General features: G+C 67.8%; 13 protein-coding genes and 1 pseudogene. 7 read left to right on the top strand and 7 right to left on the bottom strand.

All coding sequences use genetic code 11. The annotated features are described in order from the left end of the window. Both IC40_RS0118155 and IC40_RS0118150 read left to right on the top strand, forming a co-directional pair. Window positions 1-1,173 (top strand): ABC transporter ATP-binding protein, encoded by a 1,173-nt coding sequence (locus IC40_RS0118155; RefSeq protein WP_030136117.1) that lies wholly within the window; start codon window positions 1-3, stop codon window positions 1,171-1,173. Continuing rightward, the gene (locus IC40_RS0118150) at window positions 1,173-1,766 is read left to right on the top strand and encodes a suppressor of fused domain protein (RefSeq protein WP_030136116.1); all 594 of its coding nucleotides are present in this window, start codon (window positions 1,173-1,175) and stop codon (window positions 1,764-1,766) included. Before IC40_RS0118155 ends, IC40_RS0118150 begins: the two co-directional genes overlap by 1 nt. Window positions 1,767-1,831: 65 nt before the next feature. On the opposite strand, the gene corA is transcribed toward IC40_RS0118150, so the two are convergent. Continuing rightward, on the bottom strand, window positions 1,832-2,938 hold the full coding sequence (corA, locus tag IC40_RS0118145; RefSeq protein ID WP_030136115.1) for a magnesium/cobalt transporter CorA: 1,107 nt from the start codon (window positions 2,936-2,938) through the stop codon (window positions 1,832-1,834). Window positions 2,939-3,059: 121 nt separating this feature from the next. Here corA and IC40_RS0118140 point away from each other — a divergent pair, with 121 nt between their 5' ends. Both IC40_RS0118140 and IC40_RS0118135 read left to right on the top strand, forming a co-directional pair. Beyond that, the gene (locus tag IC40_RS0118140) at window positions 3,060-4,229 is read left to right on the top strand and encodes an NAD(P)-dependent malic enzyme (RefSeq protein WP_030136114.1); all 1,170 of its coding nucleotides are present in this window, start codon (window positions 3,060-3,062) and stop codon (window positions 4,227-4,229) included. Between the two features lie 13 nt (window positions 4,230-4,242). Beyond that, window positions 4,243-5,076, top strand: coding sequence for a glycine betaine ABC transporter substrate-binding protein (locus IC40_RS0118135; RefSeq protein ID WP_030136113.1), 834 nt, complete (start codon window positions 4,243-4,245; stop codon window positions 5,074-5,076). Window positions 5,077-5,079: 3 nt separating this feature from the next. Here the strand turns inward: IC40_RS0118135 and IC40_RS28305 are convergent, their stop codons facing one another. Both IC40_RS28305 and IC40_RS28300 read right to left on the bottom strand, forming a co-directional pair. Further along, window positions 5,080-5,907 carry an SDR family NAD(P)-dependent oxidoreductase gene (locus tag IC40_RS28305; RefSeq protein ID WP_030136112.1) on the bottom strand — a complete coding sequence of 276 codons (828 nt, stop codon included), beginning with the start codon at window positions 5,905-5,907 and terminating at the stop codon, window positions 5,080-5,082. A 123-nt stretch (window positions 5,908-6,030) separates the two neighbouring features. After that, window positions 6,031-6,822 (bottom strand): annotated as a pseudogene (locus IC40_RS28300) (alpha/beta fold hydrolase); the annotation flags it as partial. A gap of 123 nt (window positions 6,823-6,945) precedes the next feature. Here IC40_RS28300 and IC40_RS0118125 point away from each other — a divergent pair. Then, complete coding sequence (locus IC40_RS0118125) at window positions 6,946-7,302, top strand: DUF732 domain-containing protein (RefSeq protein ID WP_030136111.1); 357 nt, start codon at window positions 6,946-6,948, stop codon at window positions 7,300-7,302. Window positions 7,303-7,377: 75 nt separating this feature from the next. Here IC40_RS0118125 and IC40_RS0118120 read toward each other — a convergent pair whose 3' ends face one another. Further along, complete coding sequence (locus IC40_RS0118120) at window positions 7,378-11,175, bottom strand: multifunctional oxoglutarate decarboxylase/oxoglutarate dehydrogenase thiamine pyrophosphate-binding subunit/dihydrolipoyllysine-residue succinyltransferase subunit (RefSeq protein ID WP_030136110.1); 3,798 nt, start codon at window positions 11,173-11,175, stop codon at window positions 7,378-7,380. Between the two features lie 142 nt (window positions 11,176-11,317). Further along, window positions 11,318-12,067, bottom strand: a complete 750-nt coding sequence (locus tag IC40_RS0118115) for a hypothetical protein (protein WP_030136109.1) — start codon at window positions 12,065-12,067, stop codon at window positions 11,318-11,320. A 251-nt stretch (window positions 12,068-12,318) separates the two neighbouring features. On the opposite strand from IC40_RS0118115, the gene IC40_RS0118110 reads away from it, so the two are divergent. Then, complete coding sequence (locus IC40_RS0118110) at window positions 12,319-13,521, top strand: multidrug effflux MFS transporter (protein ID WP_234411658.1); 1,203 nt, start codon at window positions 12,319-12,321, stop codon at window positions 13,519-13,521. Window positions 13,522-13,655: 134 nt separating this feature from the next. After that, window positions 13,656-15,500: an MFS transporter gene (locus IC40_RS0118105; RefSeq protein WP_030136107.1), complete on the top strand. Its 1,845-nt coding sequence runs from the start codon at window positions 13,656-13,658 to the stop codon at window positions 15,498-15,500. Between the two features lie 14 nt (window positions 15,501-15,514). Here IC40_RS0118105 and IC40_RS0118100 read toward each other — a convergent pair whose 3' ends face one another. Continuing rightward, window positions 15,515-18,949 carry a TM0106 family RecB-like putative nuclease gene (locus tag IC40_RS0118100; protein ID WP_030136106.1) on the bottom strand — a complete coding sequence of 1,145 codons (3,435 nt, stop codon included), beginning with the start codon at window positions 18,947-18,949 and terminating at the stop codon, window positions 15,515-15,517. A 44-nt stretch (window positions 18,950-18,993) separates the two neighbouring features. Beyond that, window positions 18,994-19,560 carry an LppP/LprE family lipoprotein gene (locus tag IC40_RS0118095; RefSeq protein ID WP_030136105.1) on the bottom strand — a complete coding sequence of 189 codons (567 nt, stop codon included), beginning with the start codon at window positions 19,558-19,560 and terminating at the stop codon, window positions 18,994-18,996. Window positions 19,561-19,594 lie beyond the last annotated feature (34 nt).

Below are 19,594 nucleotides of genomic sequence, written 5' to 3'. Positions count from 1 at the left end.
ATGGCCGAAATCGTGCTGGAAAACGTGTCGAAGAGTTACGCCGGTGGCGCCACCGCGGTCAAGGACCTGTCGCTGACCATCGCCGACGGTGAGTTCATCATCCTGGTCGGGCCGTCCGGGTGCGGGAAGTCGACCACGCTGAACATGATTGCCGGCCTGGAGGACATCAGTTCCGGAGAACTGCGCATCGGCGGCGAGCGGGTCAACGACAAGGCGCCCAAGGATCGCGATATCGCGATGGTGTTCCAGTCCTATGCGCTGTATCCGCACCTGTCGGTGCGGCAGAACATCGCCTTCCCGCTGACGCTGGCCAAGGTCGGCAAGGACGAGATCAACCGCAAGGTCGAGGAGACCGCCAAGATCCTGGATCTGGCGAACCTGTTGGACCGCAAGCCCGCCCAGCTGTCCGGCGGACAGCGGCAGCGAGTTGCCATGGGCCGGGCGATCGTCCGCAACCCCAAGGCGTTCCTGATGGACGAGCCGCTGTCGAACCTCGATGCCAAGCTGCGCGTGCAGATGCGGACCGAGATCGCGCGGCTGCAGAGCCGGCTGGGCACCACCACGGTCTACGTCACCCACGATCAGACCGAGGCGATGACGCTCGGTGATCGCGTCGTGGTGATGCTGGCCGGTGTCGCGCAGCAGATCGGCACCCCCGAAGAGCTGTACAACACCCCGGCCAATCTCTTCGTCGCCGGGTTCATCGGCTCGCCGGCGATGAACTTCTTCCCGGCCTCGCTCACCGACGGTGGCATCAAGCTGCCGTTCGGTGAGGTGATGCTCTCCGACGAGGCGCAGCGGGTATTGGAGCAACATCCCGCGCCCCGCAACGTCATCGCCGGTATCCGGCCCGAGCATTTCGACGATGCCGCGTTGATCGACACGTACTCGCGCATCCGGGCGGTCACCTTCGAGGTCGACGTCGACCTGGTCGAATCACTGGGCGCCGACAAGTACCTGTACTTCCGCACCGAGGGCTCCGGGGCCAAGTCGGCGCAGCTCGAGCAGCTGGCTGCCGAATCCGGTACCGGCGAGAACGAGTTCGTGGCTCGGGTTTCCGCGGATTCGAAGGTGCGCGCGGGAGGCAAGGCCGAGCTCGCGGTGGACACCGCCAAGCTGCTGATCTTCGATGCCGACTCCGGGGTGAATCTGTCGATCCCGCCGGTGGGCTAGTGACCGACGTTCTGGCCGAGGTGCGCCGGGGGGTGCGGGAGCACTTCGCCGATGCCGGTGTGCTCGGCGATCCCGGCGAGGCCAGCGTGACGTTTCTCGGTGCCGACCGGATCGACATCCTGCGCTTCGGTCCCGATGGTGCTGGCGTCAACCATTATGTGTCGCTCGGCTGTTCGCGATATCCGATGGCCGATCCGACGGATCTGGTCGCCGATGGGGTGCGCGGGCCGCGTGCCGAGGTAATGGTGTCGTTGCGCCCGCCCAGCCCGGTCGGGTTGGCAAAGTCCATCGCCATACTCGCCGCAGCCCCCGCGGTCGAGGGTCTGGTGCTCGAACCCGACGCGCTGATCGATCTGAGCGGTCCGCTGTTCGAGGCCGCGCCGTTCACGGCATTCCTGTTGAGTGCCGGCCCGGTTGCCGATATCGAGCTGGGGGAGCCGTTGTCGGCGGTGACCGTGCTGCAGGCGACGCCGATCACCCCCACCGAGGCGGCCTGGGTGCGGCTCAAGGGCGCCGAGGCGATGCGTGAAGCCTGGCGCACCGACGGCGTCGATGTGTTCGACCCGAACCGCCGGGCCTCCGAACCGTCCTGATTCCTGTGATTTGTGGAGCCGCAGCCGCGTCGGTCGCGGCTCAGACTCCACAAATCGCAGGAAAACTAGAGCCAGTGGTTGCGCCGGAACTGCCGATACAGCAGCGTGCAGATGGTCAGCATCGCCAGCAGCACGGCCGGGTAGCCGTAGGTGGCCTTCAGCTCCGGCATGTTCTCGAAGTTCATCCCGTAGATACCGGCCATCGCGGTGGGCACCGCGGCGATGGCCACCCATGCCGAGATCTTGCGCATATCGGTGCTCTGCTGCATTCCCACCTTGCCGACGGCGGCCTGCACCAGGGAGCTGAGAACCTCGTCGTAGCTGGCGATGCGGTCCGAGGCACTGGTGTTGTGGTCCAGGACATCGCGCATATAGCGGCGGACCTCCTTGGAGATCAGGTCGTTGTGGTCGGAGCCCAGCCGCTGCAGCGCGGTCGTCAGCGGACTGACCGCGCGACGCAGCTCGACGATCTCCCGCTTGAGCATGTAGATGTTCTCGATATCGGTGGGCGAGCTGGGGGAGAAGACGTTCTCCTCCATCGCGTCGATATCGGTCTCCACCCGATCGGTCACGTCGAGATAGCCGTCGACGACATGGTCGGCGATCGCGTGCATCACCGCATACGGTCCCAGCGCGCAGCTCGCCGGTGAGTTGTCCATCGTGCGGCGCACCCCGGCCAGCCCGCTGTGGTCGCCGTGCCGGACCGTCACGACGAAGTCGGTGCCGACGAAGATCATGATCTCGCCGGTCTCCACGATCTCGGGAGCATTGGCCACCGACTCGTGTTCGACGTAGTTCACCGTCTTGAGCACGAGGAACAGGGTGTCGTCGTAGCGCTCCAGTTTGGGGCGTTGATGGGCGTGCACGGCATCCTCGACCGCCAGTTCGTGCAGCCCGAACACGTCTGCCACCGCCTGCATCTGGTGCTCGTCGGGTTCGTGCAGACCGATCCAGACAAACGCCGGGGTCCCGGTGGCCTCGATCTCGTGGACCTTGTTCAGGGCCGCGGCGTGGGTGTACTTGCCGGGCAGGCGCGCACCGTCGCTGTATACGCCGCAATCGACCATCGCCTGCGAGACGGGCACGTGGATGCTGCGGGCATCCGGCTCGGTGGTGGCACGCCGCGCCGAAGGGCGCAGCTTGGACGGTGACGGCGTGCGGAACGTCGGCATCGCTACCTCCCAGCATCACGGGACAACCCGGGCAGAATGTTACTCGTCAGTCGCATTTCCAACCTCTCACCAGCGGGGTTGGGGTGCCGGTGAGTTGAATGGATGAAGTAGCGTCGAGCGCATGTCCGAACTGGTGCGAACCCCACAGGTTGTCGTCGACGACGCCGAGATCTTTGCCGCCCACGAGGGTGGAAAGCTCTCGATCGATCTGAAAGCGCCGCTGGATACCCAGCGTGCACTGTCGATCGCCTACACCCCGGGCGTAGCCCAGGTCAGCCGCGCGATCGCCGCCGATGCGACGCTGGCCAAGAAGTACACCTGGGCCAACCGGCTGGTTGCCGTCGTCAGCGACGGCAGCGCCGTGCTGGGCCTGGGTGACATCGGCCCGGCCGCCTCGCTGCCGGTGATGGAGGGCAAGAGCGCGCTGTTCAAGACCTTCGGTGGCCTGGACTCGATCCCGATCGTGCTGGACACCAAGGACCCCGACGAGATCGTCGAGACACTGATCCGACTGCGCCCGACGTTCGGAGCGGTGAACCTCGAGGACATCTCGGCGCCGCGCTGCTTCGAGATCGAGCGCCGCGTCATCGAGGCATTGGACTGCCCGGTCATGCACGACGATCAGCATGGCACCGCGATCGTGGTGCTGGCCGCCCTGCTCGGTGCGGTCAAGGTCCTCGATCGGGAGATCACCGACCTCAAGGTCGTGGTGTCCGGGGCCGGCGCCGCCGGTGTGGCCTGCACCAACATCCTGCTCAACAGCGGGATCAGCGACATCGTCGTGCTGGACAGCAAGGGCATCGTCGAAAGCGGCCGCCCCGACCTGAACTCGTTCAAGGCCGAGCTGGCGCAGCGCACCAACCCGCGCGGGCTGACCGGCGGGGTCGCCGAGGCGCTCGACGGTGCCGACGTGTTCCTCGGTGTGTCGGCCGGGCTGGTCCCCGAGGAGTTCATCGCCACGATGGCGCCGGGCTGCATCGTGTTCGCACTGTCCAATCCCGACCCCGAGATCCACCCCGACGCGGCCCGCAAGTACGCCGCAGTGGTCGCGACCGGCCGCAGCGACTTCCCGAATCAGATCAACAATGTGCTGGCCTTCCCCGGTGTGTTCCGCGGTGCCCTGGACGCGGGTGCCCGCCGTATCACCGAGGAGATGAAAGTGGCGGCCGCACATGCGATCTTCTCCGTCGTGGGGGACGATCTCGCGGTCGACCACATCGTGCCGAGCGCGCTGGATCCGCGGGTCGGTCCGGCGGTCGCCGAGGCCGTGGCCGCAGCTTCCGGGGTCTGAGATCGGTTCGGCGATCCGGTATCTGGCAGTTGCGCTGATCGCGCTGCTGGTTGCCGGCTGCGGTGGACAGGCGCCGCCGCCACCCTCGGTGGCGGTGGGTGCCGGCGCCGATGCCGAATCGGCGTTGCTCGCCCATCTCTACGTCGCCGCGCTCGGCTATTACGGCAGCACGGCGCATGTCAAGGCTGTCCCGGATCCGTTGGGCGCGTTGGACTCCGGGGATGTCGACGTGGTTCCTGCCTTCACCGGCCAGGCGCTGCGCCGGTTCGCCCCCGATGCGCCGGCCCGCTCGGCGGCACAGGTGTATCGCGCGATGGTCGGATCGCTACCGGAGGGACTCGGCGCCGGCGATTACACCGAAAGTGCTTCGGACAAGCCGACCGTGGCCGTGACCGGGCGGACCGCCGCGGACTGGGGCGCCACCGATGTGCTGGCCCTCGTCGGGCGGTGCGCGGAACTGAAACCCGGCGCGGTACGCGGCACGGATGTGCCCGCCGCGCTGGGTGCCTGCACGCTGCCCGCACCGCGCGAGTTCGCCGATGCCGCGGCATTGCAGGCCGCCCTGCGCGGCGGCCGGATCAACCTGGCCTGGACGACGGCCGCCGCACCCGATCAGCCGGCGGACCTGAGCGTGCTGTCCGATCGCACCGCGCTGATCCGGGCCGAGAACATCGTCCCGGTGTTCCGGCGTAACGGACTGACCCAGACCCAGCAGCGGTCGGTCAACGAACTGGCCGGTGTGCTCGATACCGATGCGCTGGCCCAGATGCGGGCCGAGGTCGCCGCCGGTGGAGAGCCGGGCGCGGTGGCGGGTGCCTGGCTGGGCACCCACCCGCTGGGCCACTAGAACCTACTTGGGGATCAGGCCTTTGGCGACTGACGAGAACAGCTTCTGATACCCGCCGGAGCCGGTGATCCTGATCAGCACGTCCAGGATCTTGGCGTCGGCGCCGACGAGAACCCGGGCCCGGTCCTTACGAACCGCTTCCAAGATGATCTTGGCGGCCTTCTCGGGGCTGGTGCGGGCGAGCTTGGTGTCGAATGCCTTGGCCATCTCGGCGACGTCGATCCCCTCGGCCGCGGTGGCGTTGCGCGCGATCGCGGTCTTGATGCCGCCGGGGTGCACGCAGGTCACCCGGACCGGGTGCTTGTTGATCGCCATCTCCTGGCGCAGCGCCTCGGTGAAACCGCGCACCGCGAACTTGGCCGAGTTGTAGGCCGCCTGACCCGGTACCGCGAACAGGCCGAAGACGCTGGAGACGTTCACGACGTGCCCGTCGCCGGAGGCGATCAGGTGGGGTAGGAACGCCTTGGTGCCGTTGACGACACCCCAGAAGTCGACGTCCATGACGCGTTCGATGTCCTTGAAGGAGCTGACTTCGATATCACCCTGATAGGCGATGCCCGCGTTGTTGTAGATCTGGTTGACCTTGCCGAAGTGTTCCTTGACAGCATCGGCGTAGAGCTCGAAGGCCTCACGCTCGGTGACGTCGAGGCGGTCGGCCTTCACCGGCGCGCCGATGGCCTTGAGTCGCTCCTCGGTGACGGCCAGGCCCTCGGTGTCGACATCGCTGATCGCCAGCTTGGCCCCCGAGCGACCCAGCTCGACGGCCAACGCCTGCCCGATACCCGATCCGGCTCCCGTGACGACGGCAACTTTTCCGGCGAAGCCCTCCATGCACGCACTCCTCTGCGATCGACTGTCTACGCGATTGTGTCCGACCTTAGCCGTTACCGGCGGTACCGAGGTCGACAGGGTCGGTCCGTTCTCCACGAAAGCGGTGATGAGGTCGGCGAACTCGTCGGCGCGCTCGATCTGCGGCATGTGCCCGGTCGCGGTGAACAGGTGGACCTGTGCGTCCGGGAACTGGCGCTGGGCCGCGCCCAGATGCGCCGCGGGAAGGATGCGGTCGCGGTCGCCCCAGATCAGCAGGGTGGGCCGGGGGTGCGCGGCGACCGCTGCCAGCAATTCTGTTCGCCACTGCGGCCGGACACCGCGCATGGTGCCGAGGTGGTTGGCCATCTCGAGGAGGAACTCGCCGGTGCCGGGCTGGGCGGCGATGCTCAGCGCATGGTCGATGCGTTCGCGGGTGGCCAGCGACGGGTCGGCGAACAGCCGCCGTTCCATCAGCCGGGCTCCGGCCGGGGTGCTGCGGGTGGCGAGATGGCGTCCGATGCCGGGAAGCGAGAGCATCCGTAGCAGCGGGGTGACCTCGGCGCCGAAACCGGCGCTGTTGACCAAGGTGAGGCTGGCAACGCGGTCCGGGTGCGACGCCAACAGCTGCATGGCCACCGCACCGCCGAGCGAGTTGCCGATGACATGGCATGGTCGGTTCTCGTCGAGTGCGGCCAGGGCGCCGGCGACGCCGTCGGCGACGGTGGCCAGGTCGGCGGGGCCGTCGCGGCGCGCGGACCGGCCGAATCCGGGCAGGTCGACCGCGATCACATAGAAGCGGCCGGACAGGCGCTCGACCTGCTCGGTCCAGTCCTCCAGGCTGCGGCCGATACCGTGCAGCAGCAACAGCGGGGTGTCGGCTCGATCGCCGGCGGTCAGGGCGCGGACGGTGCGGCCGTCGACGTTCACGACGTGCATCCGATCATGATGTGATGACCGTTACCCGTTGACCAGGGGCAAAGCGCACCCGATTGCGGTGCCCGCGGTGCATTTTGTGCGATCCGGCTGTAATGATCCGGCGCCCGGAAGCGATTCCCCACCATGATGCGTTTGCGATTGGCGGCCGCCGCCGGTGCCGCCCTGTCCATCGGTGTGCTGGCCGCAGCCCCCGCTCAGGCCGACCCGGCCGGGGACTTCCTCAACACCCTCGATGGCACGGGCCTGAGCACCCTCAACCCGGCCGATGCCGTGGCCGCCGGACAGTCGGTCTGCCCGATGTTGGCCGACGGTGGCCAGAACCTGGCCGATGTCGCGGGCCGGGTCTCCGAGACCATCGGCCGCCCGATCGGGCCGGCCACCATGTTCACCGGGTTCGCCATCTCGGCGTTCTGCCCCGGCGCGGTCACCTCGATCGCCAACGGTGAGTCGCCCCTTCCGCTGGGACTGCTGGGCTTCTGACACCGCGACCGTGCACGAACTGCGCCCCGACACCGAAGTGTCGGGGCGCAGACACGCACGCTCGGCGGGAACGGGTCAGGGCGCGAACGCCTCGTCGATGATCTCCTGCTGCTCGACGGCATGGACCTTCGATGACCCGGACGACGGCGCGCTCATCGCACGCCGCGAGATCCGCTTGATGCCGGTCAGCTTCTCCGGCAACAACTCCGGTAGGGACAGCCCGAAGGTCGGCCACGCGCCCTGGTTGGCCGGCTCCTCCTGTACCCAGAAGTACTGCTCGACATTCGGGTACTCGTCCAGCGTCGCGTTGAGCCGGCGCCGGGGCAGCGGGTAGAGCTGCTCGATACGCACGATGGCGACATCGTCGCGCTTCTCCTTGGCCTTGCGCGCGACCAGCTCGTAGTAGATCTTGCCGCTGGTCAGCAACACCCGCTTGACCTTCGACCGGTCGCCGTCGCCGTCCTCGTAGGTCGGCTCCTCGAGCACCGAGCGGAACTTGATCTCGGTGAAATCGCGGACTTCGGAGACCGCGGCCTTGTTGCGCAGCATCGACTTCGGGGTGAACACGATCAGCGGTCGATGGATGCCGTCGAGCGCGTGGCGACGCAACAGGTGGAAATAGTTGGCCGGCGTGGACGGCACCGCGACGGTCATCGACCCCTCGGCGCACACCTGCAGGAAACGCTCGATCCGCCCCGAGGTGTGGTCGGGGCCCTGGCCCTCGTGGCCGTGCGGCAGCAGCAGCACGACGTCGGAGAGCTGACCCCACTTGGCCTCACCGGAGGAGATGAACTCGTCGATGATGGACTGGGCGCCGTTGACGAAGTCGCCGAACTGGGCCTCCCACAACACGATCGCCTCGGGGTTGCCCACCGAGTAGCCGTATTCGAAGCCGACGGCCGCGAATTCCGACAGCGCGGAGTCGTACACCTCGAGCCGGCCGCCGTTGGGGTTGCCGTCGGCGTCGGTGGTCAGCAGATCGATCGGGGTGAACTCCGCACCGGTCTTGCGGTCGATGATCACCGCGTGCCGCTGGGTGAAGGTACCGCGGCGCACGTCCTGGCCGGTCAGCCGGACCGTCTTGCCTTCGGAGACAAGCGATCCGATGGCCAGCAGTTCGCCGAACGCCCAGTCGACCTTGCCCTCGTAGGCCATCTCGCGACGCTTGTCGAGCACGGGCTGCACGCGCGGGTGCACGTTGAAGCCCTCCGGTACGGCCAGGTGGGCGTCGCCGATGCGGGCCAGCACGGACTTGTCGACCGCGGTGTTGAGGCCCTTGGGTGTCTGCTGGTCGGCCTCCACCGATTCGCTCGGCTCGATCTCGTGCTTCTCCAGCTCGCGGACCTCGTTGAACACCCGCTCCAGTTGGCCCTGGTAGTCGCGCAGCGCGTCCTCGGCCTCCTTCATCGAGATGTCACCACGGCCGATGAGGGCTTCGGTGTAGGACTTGCGGACACCGCGCTTGGTGTCGATGACGTCGTACATACCGGGCTGGGTCATCGACGGGTCGTCACCCTCGTTGTGGCCGCGGCGGCGGTAACACAACATGTCGATGACGACGTCCTTGTTGAACTTCTGGCGGAAGTCCATGGCCAGCTTGGCCACCCACACACACGCCTCGGGATCATCACCGTTGACGTGGAAGATCGGCGCGCCGACCATCTTGGCCACGTCGGTGCAGTACTCGCTGGAGCGCGAGTCGTGCGGCGAGGTGGTGAAGCCGATCTGGTTGTTGACGATGATGTGGATGGTGCCGCCGGTGCGATACCCGCGCAGCAGCGCCAGGTTCAGCGTCTCGGCGACCACACCCTGGCCGGCGAAGGCGGCATCACCGTGCAGCATCATCGGCACCACCGAGAACGCCGGATGCTCGTTGTCGTTTGCGAAGTCGATCATGTCCTGCTTGGCCCGGACCAGCCCCTCCAGGACCGGGTCGACGGCCTCCAGGTGGCTGGGGTTGGCGACCAGCGAGACGGCAATATCGTTGTCGCCGAACATCTGCAGGTAGGTGCCGGTGGCCCCGAGGTGGTACTTCACGTCACCGGAACCGTGGGCTTGGCTCGGGTTCAGGTTGCCCTCGAACTCGCTGAAGATCTGGCTGTAGGGCTTGCCGACGATATTGGCCAGCACGTTGAGCCTGCCGCGGTGCGGCATACCGATGACGACCTCGTCGAGACCATGCTCGGCGGCCTGGTCGATGGCGGCATCCATCATCGGGATGACGGTTTCCGCGCCCTCCAGCGAGAAACGCTTCTGCCCGACGTATTTGGTCTGCAGGAAGGTCTCGAAGGCCTCTGCGGCGTTGAGCTTGCTCAGGATGTACTTCTGCTCGGCGACCGTCGGCTTGTCGTGCTTGGTCTCCACGCGCTCCTGGATCCAGCGCTGCTGCTCGGGTTCCAGGATGTGGGTGTACTCGACACCGACGTGGCGGCAGTAGGCATCACGCAGCACCGAGAGCACATCGCGCAGCTTCTTGTACTCGGCCCCGGCGAACCCGTCGACCTTGAACTCGCGGTCCAGATCCCACAGCGTCAGTCCGTGGGTCAGTACGTCGAGATCGGGGTGGCTGCGGAACCGGCTCTTGTCCAGCCGCAGCGGGTCGATATCGGCCATCAGGTGTCCGCGGTTGCGGTAGGCCGCGATCAACTCGATGATCCGGGCGTTCTTGTCGAAGATCGAGTCCGGGTTGTCGGTGCGCCACCGGACCGGCTCATAGGGGATACCCAGTTCGCGGAAGATCTCGTCGTAGAACTCGTCGTCGAGCAGCAGGGTGTGGATGGTGCGCAGGAAATCGCCGGACTCCGCACCCTGGATGATGCGGTGGTCATAGGTCGACGTGAGCGTGATCAGCTTGCCGACACCGAGTTCGGCGATGCGCTCCTCGGAGGCACCCTGGAACTCGGCGGGGTATTCCATGGCGCCGGCGCCGATGATGGCACCCTGACCGCGCATCAGTCGCGGCACCGAGTGCACCGTGCCGATGGTGCCCGGGTTGGTCAGCGAGATGGTGACACCGGCGAAGTCCTCGGCGGTCAGCTTGCCGTCGCGCGCACGCCGGACGATGTCCTCGTAGGCGGCGATGAACTGCCCGAAGCCCATCGTCTCGCACTTCTTGATGGCGGCGACCACCAGCGAGCGGTTCCCGTCCTTGCCCGCGAGGTCGATGGCCAGACCGAGATTGGTATGTGCCGGGGTGACCACATTGGGCTTTCCGTCGACCTCGGCGAAGTGCCGGTTCATGTTGGGGAACTTCTTGACCGCCTGCACGATGGCGTAGCCGAGAAGGTGGGTGAAGCTGATCTTGCCGCCGCGGGTGCGCTTGAGGTGGTTGTTGATGACCACGCGGTTGTCGATCATCGCCTTGGCCGGAATGGCCCGCACGCTGGTGGCGGTGGGCACCTCCAGCGAGAAGTTCATGTTCTTGACGACGGCGGCGGCCGCGCCCCGCAGGACGGCGGTCTGGTCATCGGTGGCCGGCGCGGCAGGCGGCGTCTTGGGCTTGGCCGGTTCGGCCTTCGCCTCCGGCTTCGCGGCTGGCTTTTCTGCCGGCTTCTGGGTGGGCTTCTCGGCAGGCCTGGTGTCCGACTTGGCCGCGGGCTTGTCGGTGGAGGGAGCCGGCTTGGTGGGGGCGGAGCCGTTCGAGGACGGAGCGGGCTTGCTGGTCTGGGTCTTGCTGGTCTGGGTCTTGGTGGTGGTCTGGGCCGGTGCTGCGCTCTTGGCGGACTCGCTGCTCCCGTCGACCGGTTCGGGCGCGTAGTCCACGAGGAACTCGTGCCAACTCGAATCCACCGACGAAGGATCCTCGCGGAACTTGCGATACATCTCTTCGACGAGCCACTCATTTTGTCCGAAGGGTGAAGGTGCACTGCTCACAGCAGCTTTTCGCCTCGATTCCATCTGCTCACGGCAGGCGTCGTGCTACGCCACCCGCCCCCTGGATTAATGCGGTTACCCGCGTTTTGCCGCCCTAAAGGCTACGCCTCGGAACACACCCCCACCATGAGAGTGGGACTTGTCACTCGGAGTTAGCCGCAGGGAGCACGTGCAGTGTCGATGGCCAGCGCGCGGGCGGTTTTCCGAACGCCTGCCGGGCGTTGCCGACGATCTTCTTGCCCATGAGCCGATTACCCATCCCGCCGACGACGGCACCCACGCCGACGGGGAGCATCTTGCCGAACGCCAGCGCTCCGCGCTTGAGCGCGTACTTCTTGACGAAATATTTGACCAGCCGGTTGTTCAGCTGGGACACCACCGGCAGCGGCAGGGTGGCCGCGCCATCGGAGATCCAGGCGCCGCTAGTACGTCCGCCGCCGACCAGGTCGGCGACCGCCCCCTTACCGTCCTCACCGACCAACACCGAGAGAACCAGCGCGCGCCGCCGCTCGCGATGATCGGCGGGAATGCCGTGTACTTCGGCGACCGCCAGCGCGAACACCGCGGTCGCCTCAAGGAACACCACCGTCTCACCGGCCACCGCGGACAGCGCGGCCAGCGTGCCGATACCGGGGAACGCCGCGGCAGACCCGACCGCGGCCCCCGAGGCCATCACCGCGGCCAGGTAGTGCTTCTCACACGCGGTGATGATCTCGGCAGGGGTGGCGTCGGGACGCTGGTTGCGCAGCCGCTGCACGTACGCGGTGACGGCGGGCCCCTGCAGACGGGTGCTGCGCTCCAATATCTGGGACAGCGCCTTGGCGGCGGCGCTGGGATCCTCGTCGACGCCGTCGCGGGTGGCTGGCAGGTTCTTGCTGGAGCGGGCGTTCATCGGCGCACTTCCCTTCGCATCCTCGGGTCATTCCCGGGGTTGCCTGTCGAATACCCAGGTTAACGTGCGTTCAACGTCTGGGATGGCGGTCTGGTGCCCGGCGCGCCCGCGACGGTGAGCACCGACCACCGTCGGGTGAGTCGTGCTGGCCGGGAAGAAAAAACCGACGTGCGTTGCTGTGCCTAGCCGTGACACCATCGCCGACCGTGACAACCGAGACCCGAACGGATGGTGCGCCGAACCGGCTGCGGATGATCGCGGTGCTCGGACTGATGGTGGCGCTCGGGCCGCTGACCATCGACATGTACCTACCCGCGCTGCCGCGGATCGCGCAGGACCTCACCGTGTCCTCCTCGATGGTGCAGCTCACCCTCACCGGGACACTGGCGGGGCTGGCCATCGGCCAGCTGGTCATCGGCCCGCTGTCGGATTCGTTGGGCCGACGGGTGCCGCTGATGGCGGGTATCGGCATCCACATCGTGGCGTCGCTGATCTGTCTGTTCGCCCCGAATATCGCGGTGCTGGGCACCGGCCGCGTGCTGCAGGGTTTCGGCGCCGCCGCCGCCTCGGTGGTGGCGGTCGCGGTGGTCGGTGACCTCTACGTCGACAATGTCGCGGCGACGGTGATGTCGCGGCTGATCCTGGTGCTCGGGGTTGCACCGGTGATCGCGCCGTCCCTCGGCGCGGCGGTGCTGCTGCACGCCTCCTGGCACTGGGTTTTCGCGGTGCTGGTCGTGCTTGCCGCCGGACTCCTGCTGCTGGCGGCGCTGGCCCTGCCCGAGACCCTGCCCGTCGGCCACCGGCGCCCCTTACGGGTGCGTGGGATCGCGCGCACCTATGCCGGTCTCTTGCGCGACCCGCGCTTCGTGACGCTGGTCGCTGTCGCGGGATTGAGCATGGCCGGGCTGTTCGGCTACATCTCGGCCGCGCCCTTCGTCCTGCAGGGTGACTACGGGCTGAATCAGCAGATGTTCGCGTTGGTGTTCGCCGGCGGCGCGGTTGTCCTGATCGGCTCCACCCAGTTCAATGTCGTGCTGCTGCGCCGGTTCGCCCCGCAGCAGATCATGGTCGCCGCCCTCGGTGTGTCGGTGGTGGCGGGCGTCGTGTTCATCGCGCTGGCGTTCACCGGCGTGGCCGGCCTGACCGGATTCCTGGTACCGGTCATGGTGATCCTCGGGGCGATGGGACTGGTGCTGCCCAACGCGCCGGCGGTGGCGCTGTCGCGGCACGCCGAAGCAGCGGGTACCTCGGCGGCGTTGCTGGGTGCCGCCCAGTTCGGTATCGGTGCGGCCGTGGCCCCCTTGGTCGGGGTGCTCGGCAACAGCGAATTCGCCCTCGCCCTGGTGATGTTGGCGGGATCGGGTGTCGCGCTGGTCGGATTGTTGACCGTCGGCGCGCCGACCCGGCAGGACGGATCGGCGTCGTCGGCCGCGATCGCGACCGATACTGTCTGACCGAGGATCTCGACGATCCGACCCGACTTGTCGGGAAACGGGCCGGACCGTACCGTCGGTCCGGTCGCCACACCCCCGATGACGAGTAGATGTTCGAGAACCCCACTGATCGCCGATCACCCTCGGCCTCCCGGATGACCGGGCAGGCCCGCCCCGCCAACCCGTGGCACGCCCTGTGGGCGATGCTGGTCGGCTTCTTCATGATCTTGGTCGACTCCACGATCGTCGCGATCGCGAACAAGCCGATCATGGACGCGCTGGGCACCGACTACGACGGCGTCATCTGGGTGACCAGCGCCTACCTACTGGCCTACGCCGTCCCGTTGCTGGTGGCCGGGCGCCTGGGCGACCGGTTCGGGCCCAAGAACCTCTACCTGATCGGCCTCGGCGTGTTCACCGCCGCATCGCTGTGGTGCGGGTTGGCCGGGTCGATCGAGATGCTGATCGCGGCCCGCGTCGTGCAGGGTCTGGGTGCGGCGCTGCTGACCCCGCAGACGCTGTCCACGATCACCCGGCTGTTCCCGGCCGCGCGCCGCGGCGTCGCCATGAGCGTGTGGGGTGCCACGGCCGGGGTGGCGACCCTGGTGGGGCCGATCGCCGGCGGGGTGCTCATCGACGGCCTGGGCTGGCAGTGGATCTTCTTCGTCAACGTGCCCATCGGCATCATCGGTATCGGGTTGGCGATGTGGCTGGTTCCGTCGTTGCCCACCGAGCGGCACGATTTCGATCTGCTCGGGGTGGCGCTGTCCGGGCTGGCGATGTTCTTCATCGTCTTCGGTCTGCAGGAGGGACAGTCCCACGACTGGGCCCCCTGGATCTGGGCGACCATGGCCCTCGGCTGCGCGTTCCTGGTGGGCTTCGTCTATTGGCAGTCGGTGAACCCGCGGGAACCGCTGATCCCGCTGCGCATCTTCGCCGACCGCGATTTCACCCTCTCGACCGTCGGCGTCGCCGTCATTAGCTTCACCGTCACCGCGATGATCCTGCCGGTGATGTTCTACGCCCCGGTGGTGCTCGGGTTGTCCTACACCCGATCGGCCCTGCTGACCGCGCCGATGGCGATCGCGTCGGGTGCGCTGGCCCCGTTCGTCGGTCGCATGGTCGACCGCAAGCATCCGACGCCGATCATCGGCTTCGGGTTCTCGCTGCTGGCCATCGGGCTGACCTGGTTGTCGTTCGAGATGACGCCGGCAACCGCGATCTGGCGGTTGCTGCTACCGCTGACGGTCATGGGTGTCGGTATGGCGTTCGTCTGGTCACCGTTGGCCGCGACCGCCACCCGCAATCTGCCGCCCGAGTCGGCCGGTGCGGGGTCGGGGGTTTACAACAGCACCCGTCAGGTCGGCGCGGTGCTCGGCAGCGCCGCGATGGCGGCCTTCATGACCAGCCGGATCGGAGCCGAGCTGGGTGGCGGCGGGCAACCGGTCTCCGGCGAGGGCCCGGCCCCGGATCTGCCGTCCTTCCTCGAGGCGCCGTTTTCGGCGGCGCTGGCCCAGTCGCTGCTGTTGCCGGCCTTCATCGCGTTGTTCGGGGTGGTGGGGGCGATCTTCCTGCGCGGCGAGGACCGCGACGACGTGGTGCCCGACCATCCGCTCGCGGCGACACCGCTGGCCGACCAGCATTCCCTCGGTGAGGACTGGGCCGATGGTGACCACTACGACGATTACGACGACGACTACGCCGACGACGAATACATCGAGTGGACGGTCTCGGATCCGCACGACGGTGACGATATGCCGACCGATATCGTGCCCGCCGTCACCGAGGAGTTCGCCGACGAGTCGGCCGATGACGTTGTTGCGGGCGATGACTCGGCGACCGATCAGCTGAGCCTGAGGCACGGTGACACCGGGGATTCGGCGTCCGGCGGACTGCTGAGCGCGCACCGCGTCGACGACCCGTCGTCCGCACCGGCCGAGGACTGGTCGAACATGCCGGCGGCGCGCCCCGCGCGGGGCAGGCACTCCCGCGGGGACTGACCCGTCGCCGGTGGCTACACCGGATCGGTGAGCGCCAGGAAGGCACCGAGTTCGATCAGACCGGCGGGGGTGGCGGGAAGGTAGTCGGTCAGCGTCGCCGAGCGCACGATCACCGCGGCGTACTTGGCTCGGCTTATCGCGACGTTGAGGCGGTTGCGGTTGAGCAGGAAGGACACTCCGCGCGGGACGTCATCGGCCGAGGAGGCCGTCATCGACACGAACACCAGCGCCGCCTGGCGGCCCTGGAACTTGTCCACCGTGCCCGCCTCGACCCCGTCGAGCCCGACGGCGTCGAGTTTGCGGCGAAGTGTCACGACCTGTGCGTTATACGGGGTCACCACCAGGACGTGCCGCTGATCCAATGCGGTGGTGCCCTTTTCGTCGGTCCATTCACTGCCGAGCCTGGACGTGATCTCGGCGATGATCGCATCGGCTTCCTCCGGGCTGTCGGTGGAGTTGCCGGTGTGCTCGACCGTCAGCACATGCACGCCGGGTTGCACGCCGGCCAGCCTGCGGGCCCCGCTGACCTCCTCCTGAGCCTGTAGCCGCCCGTCGTAGGACAGTCGCGACACCGGCCCGCACACCGCCGGGTGCATCCGGAAGGAGCGGTCCAGGAAGTAGCCGCGCTCCTCGGGCAGGGTGGCGTGGCCGTCCACCAGCCAGCCCAGCGCCGAACCGTCGACCGGCTCGGGGTGGGTGCCCTGGCTGACCTGCGGTAGCTGCTGCGGGTCGCCGAGCAGCAGCAGGGTGCGCGCGGCAGAGGCGACGGCGATGGTGTTGGCCAGGCTGTACTGGCCGGCCTCCTCGATGACCAGCAGGTCGAGCGCACCCCGCGGGATCCGCGATGGATTTGCGAAATCCCAGGCGGTGCCGCCGATGACGCATCCTGGCGTCTCGGCGACGAACGCCGGGTAGTCCTTCTCGGCGATCTCGCGCCACGGGCGGTCCGGGCTTTTCTTCTTGCCGACCCGCTCGGCGTTCACACCGGCATCGATGACCCCGCCCAGCAGGTTCTCCACCACGGCATGGGACTGGGCCACCACACCGATCCGCCAACCGTGCTCGTCGACCAACCGGGCGATCACCGCCGCCGAGGTGTAGGTCTTACCGGTTCCCGGTGGGCCGTGCACGGCCAGGTAGGACGAGTCGAGATCCAGCAGCGCGGCGGTGATATCGGCGCAGACGTCCTCGGTGCGGGGGAGTGGCCCGCCGCTGCGGGTGCGCGGCGGGCGGCGTAACAGGATGTCGGTGACGGCGGTCGGGGGCAACGTCGGCAGCCCGGTGGCCACCATCGCCGCGGTGTCCGCGATCGACTCCTGCAGCGGTTTGGTGTTGATGGGCCCAGGCGGGGTGAGAGCGAACGGCAGCCTGTCGAACGGTTCGCTGTGCTTCTCGACCACGACGACGGCCGTCGGTGCCTCCGGGTTGTCACACTCGGTGACGACGACGTTGCCGAAGGCGCGACGGTCGGGGTCCTCGGACAATCCGGCCGGCGACGGCGGGTCGTACAGGGCGAACATCTCCCGGCACAGCTCGCCGTTGGCGAGTTCGCCGGTGAGCCGAATATGTCGCTGCGGCTTGCGTGCTCGCGGCGGGGTGTGCCAGTCGGCGATGATCTCGGCCGTCTCGGCGACGAACACGTCGCTGTTGTCCGACCATTCGTCGACCGGGTTGTTGACTCGGTCGAAATGCGACCACCAGAACGGTTTGTCCTCGCGTTTGTGATAACCGCGGGCGGCGGCGATCATGGCCACCGCGGTCTGCTCGGCGTTGCGCTCGGCCGTGTTGTCTCCGGCGAACTTCAGCAGCGCGCGGTCGGTCGCGTCGGCGACGGTGACGGCGTTCTGGGAGCCGGCCTGGGATCCGGCCTGGGATCCGTTGTCGCGCACGGGTTGCGGGCCGCGTGGGGGCACCGCGGATTCGATGGCGCGGGCCACCAACCAGTCCCGCAGCCGTCGTGTCGAGCGGCAGTCGTAGCGGTTGTAGTCCTCGATCTGTTTGAGCACGATCTCGGCGTCGGCCTCGCGCCCGTCGGCGTTGAGGGCGCAGAACTTCGCGTACTGGGTGATCGAATCGGTGGCGGTGGTGACCTCACCATCACGCAGTTCGTTGCCCATGTAGAGCGGTTCCAGGTACTTGATGCTGTAACTCTCGGTGCCGACCCGAATGCTCTTGCGCACCAACGGGTACAGATCGACGAGCACCCCGTTGCGCAACAGGTCGTCGATATCGTCCTCGCCGACTCCGTAGCGGCCGGCCAGCCGCAGCAGCGTGCTCTTCTCATATGCCGCGTAGTGGTAGATGTGCATGTTCGGATAGCGCTTGCGCCGTTTGCGGACCATGGCGAGGAAGTCCTGCAACGCCTGCTTTTCCGCTGCCCGGTCATGCGCCCACAGCGGGGTGAACTCATCGTTGACGGTCAGCACACCCCACAGGTATTCCAGGCCCCAGTCGACACCGTTGCGGGTCCACAGCGGGTCGCCCTCGAAGTCGAAGAACAGATCACCCTTGTCGGCGTCGGGCAACACCATCAGCGGTTGGGCGTCGACGATCTCATAGGGCGGCTTACCGTCGGTGCGTTCGGCGATCTGCAACCGGGCCTGCGCGGTCAGCGCGGTGACCGCCCGTGCCGACAGTTCGGGAACCGGGCCCTGATGGGCTGCCAACTCGTGCACGGTGGTGATCCCGGCGTCCAGCAGTCGGGCTCGCTGGCTGACCCGCATCCCGGCGACCAACAGCAGATCGTCGCTGTCCTTGACCTGCACGCTGCACTCGGGGCAGCGGAAGCAGGCGCGTACGCGCAGGTCGGCCCAGGACACCGGTCGGCCGCCGGCCAGATGCTCGTCGAGCAGCCGTTCCAGTGCGGCGCGGCGCGGTCGGTACACCGGCAACAGCTCGTCGACACGGTAGGTGGCCACCGCGCCGTCGCCGAGCAACAGGTCGATCTCGTCGGCGACCGGGACACCGGCGGCGGCCAGGGTGTCGGCGTAGGCCGCCAACTGCAGCAGCGCCTCGACCTTCACCGAGCGGGCGAGCTTGGTATCCCGCAGCCGGTAGCGCCCGCCGCGGGGGCCGGCTTGCAGCGTGAGAAAGTCGGCGAAACCGGCGAACCGGCCGTCGAACATGGCGGCCTGATAGATCGCCGGTGCGCGGCGTTCGATGGCGTCCATGGTCTGGGCGGCGGCCGCGGTGAGCCCCGCGACCGTGTAGCGCGGGCGTCCGATCACGGTGACCTCGACATCCTCGCGCAGCGCCTCGAGGTGGCGCTGTTCGTGGTCGTCGCCCAGATCGGCGGTGCGCGCGAGCAGTTCATCGTCACCGGAGATCTTCGGCCCGCGACCGAGCTGGGCGTCGAAGGAGCGCAGCAGCGCGTATTCACACCGGGCGGCCGCCGCGAGGTCGGAGGCGCTGTAGACCACGAGGCCTTCGGTCTCGGGGTCGGTGAACACGCGTCCAGGCTAGGGGACGCCTCCGACACCGATCCGGAGGCGACTCAGCCGGTATTGCCGATCAGTTCGACACCGGCGCCGTTCCAGCGGAACCGCACCACACTGTTCACCCCGGGCACGCCACCGGTGAACATCAGCGCCACGGTGTCCCCGGTGCTGGCGGTGGTGTCGATATCGTTGAACCCGTAGGTGTCGGGCACGCCGGTGGGGATGAACTTGCCGAGGTGGAACATCACCGCGCGGGTGTTGGCGTTCTGGGCATTGGTATTGGCCTTGACGATCACCGCCGACAGCTGGGCGCACTCGTTGTAGTTGCCCGCCAACGGTTCCGGGTTCCACGGCTGATTGCTGCGCGGGTCGCGCGGCAGCTCGGACACCGCGCGGACGACCTCGGGGGCGGCCAGGTTCACCGCACACGGGTCGGCGGCCGGGGTGGGCTCCGGCGGTGGTGGCGGCGGGGCGGCTGTCACCGTCGCGCTGGCCGGCGCTGACACCGGCGCCGGTGCGTCCGGGGTCTTGGACACCGTGGAATCGCTGGATCCACAACCCGCCAGCACGAGGACGGCTGCCAGTACCAGCGCACGGCCGGCCGTCGGTAGCGACCTCGTCATCACAACACCGCACCGTACCGGTGCGCCACGTCTG

The organism is Mycolicibacterium neoaurum ATCC 25795, from assembly GCF_000691525.1.
GTDB lineage: Bacteria > Actinomycetota > Actinomycetes > Mycobacteriales > Mycobacteriaceae > Mycobacterium > Mycobacterium neoaurum.
The sequence above is the reverse complement of the archived record's forward strand: the minus strand, read 5'-3'. Positions and strand labels throughout refer to the sequence as shown.

What these genes read in the sequence shown, in the direction of transcription:
- IC40_RS0118155 (WP_030136117.1), top strand. Translation starts at nt 1, where the DNA reads ATGGCCGAAATCGTGCTGGAAAACGTGTCGAAGAGTTACGCCGGTGGC.
- IC40_RS0118095 (WP_030136105.1), bottom strand. Translation starts at nt 19,560, where the DNA reads ATGACGAGGTCGCTACCGACGGCCGGCCGTGCGCTGGTACTGGCAGCC.
- IC40_RS28305 (WP_030136112.1), bottom strand. Translation starts at nt 5,907, where the DNA reads ATGGAGGGCTTCGCCGGAAAAGTTGCCGTCGTCACGGGAGCCGGATCG.
- IC40_RS0118140 (WP_030136114.1), top strand. Translation starts at nt 3,060, where the DNA reads ATGTCCGAACTGGTGCGAACCCCACAGGTTGTCGTCGACGACGCCGAG.
- corA (WP_030136115.1), bottom strand. Translation starts at nt 2,938, where the DNA reads ATGCCGACGTTCCGCACGCCGTCACCGTCCAAGCTGCGCCCTTCGGCG.
- IC40_RS0118105 (WP_030136107.1), top strand. Translation starts at nt 13,656, where the DNA reads ATGACCGGGCAGGCCCGCCCCGCCAACCCGTGGCACGCCCTGTGGGCG.
- IC40_RS0118125 (WP_030136111.1), top strand. Translation starts at nt 6,946, where the DNA reads ATGATGCGTTTGCGATTGGCGGCCGCCGCCGGTGCCGCCCTGTCCATC.
- IC40_RS0118110 (WP_234411658.1), top strand. Translation starts at nt 12,319, where the DNA reads ATGATCGCGGTGCTCGGACTGATGGTGGCGCTCGGGCCGCTGACCATC.
- IC40_RS0118115 (WP_030136109.1), bottom strand. Translation starts at nt 12,067, where the DNA reads ATGAACGCCCGCTCCAGCAAGAACCTGCCAGCCACCCGCGACGGCGTC.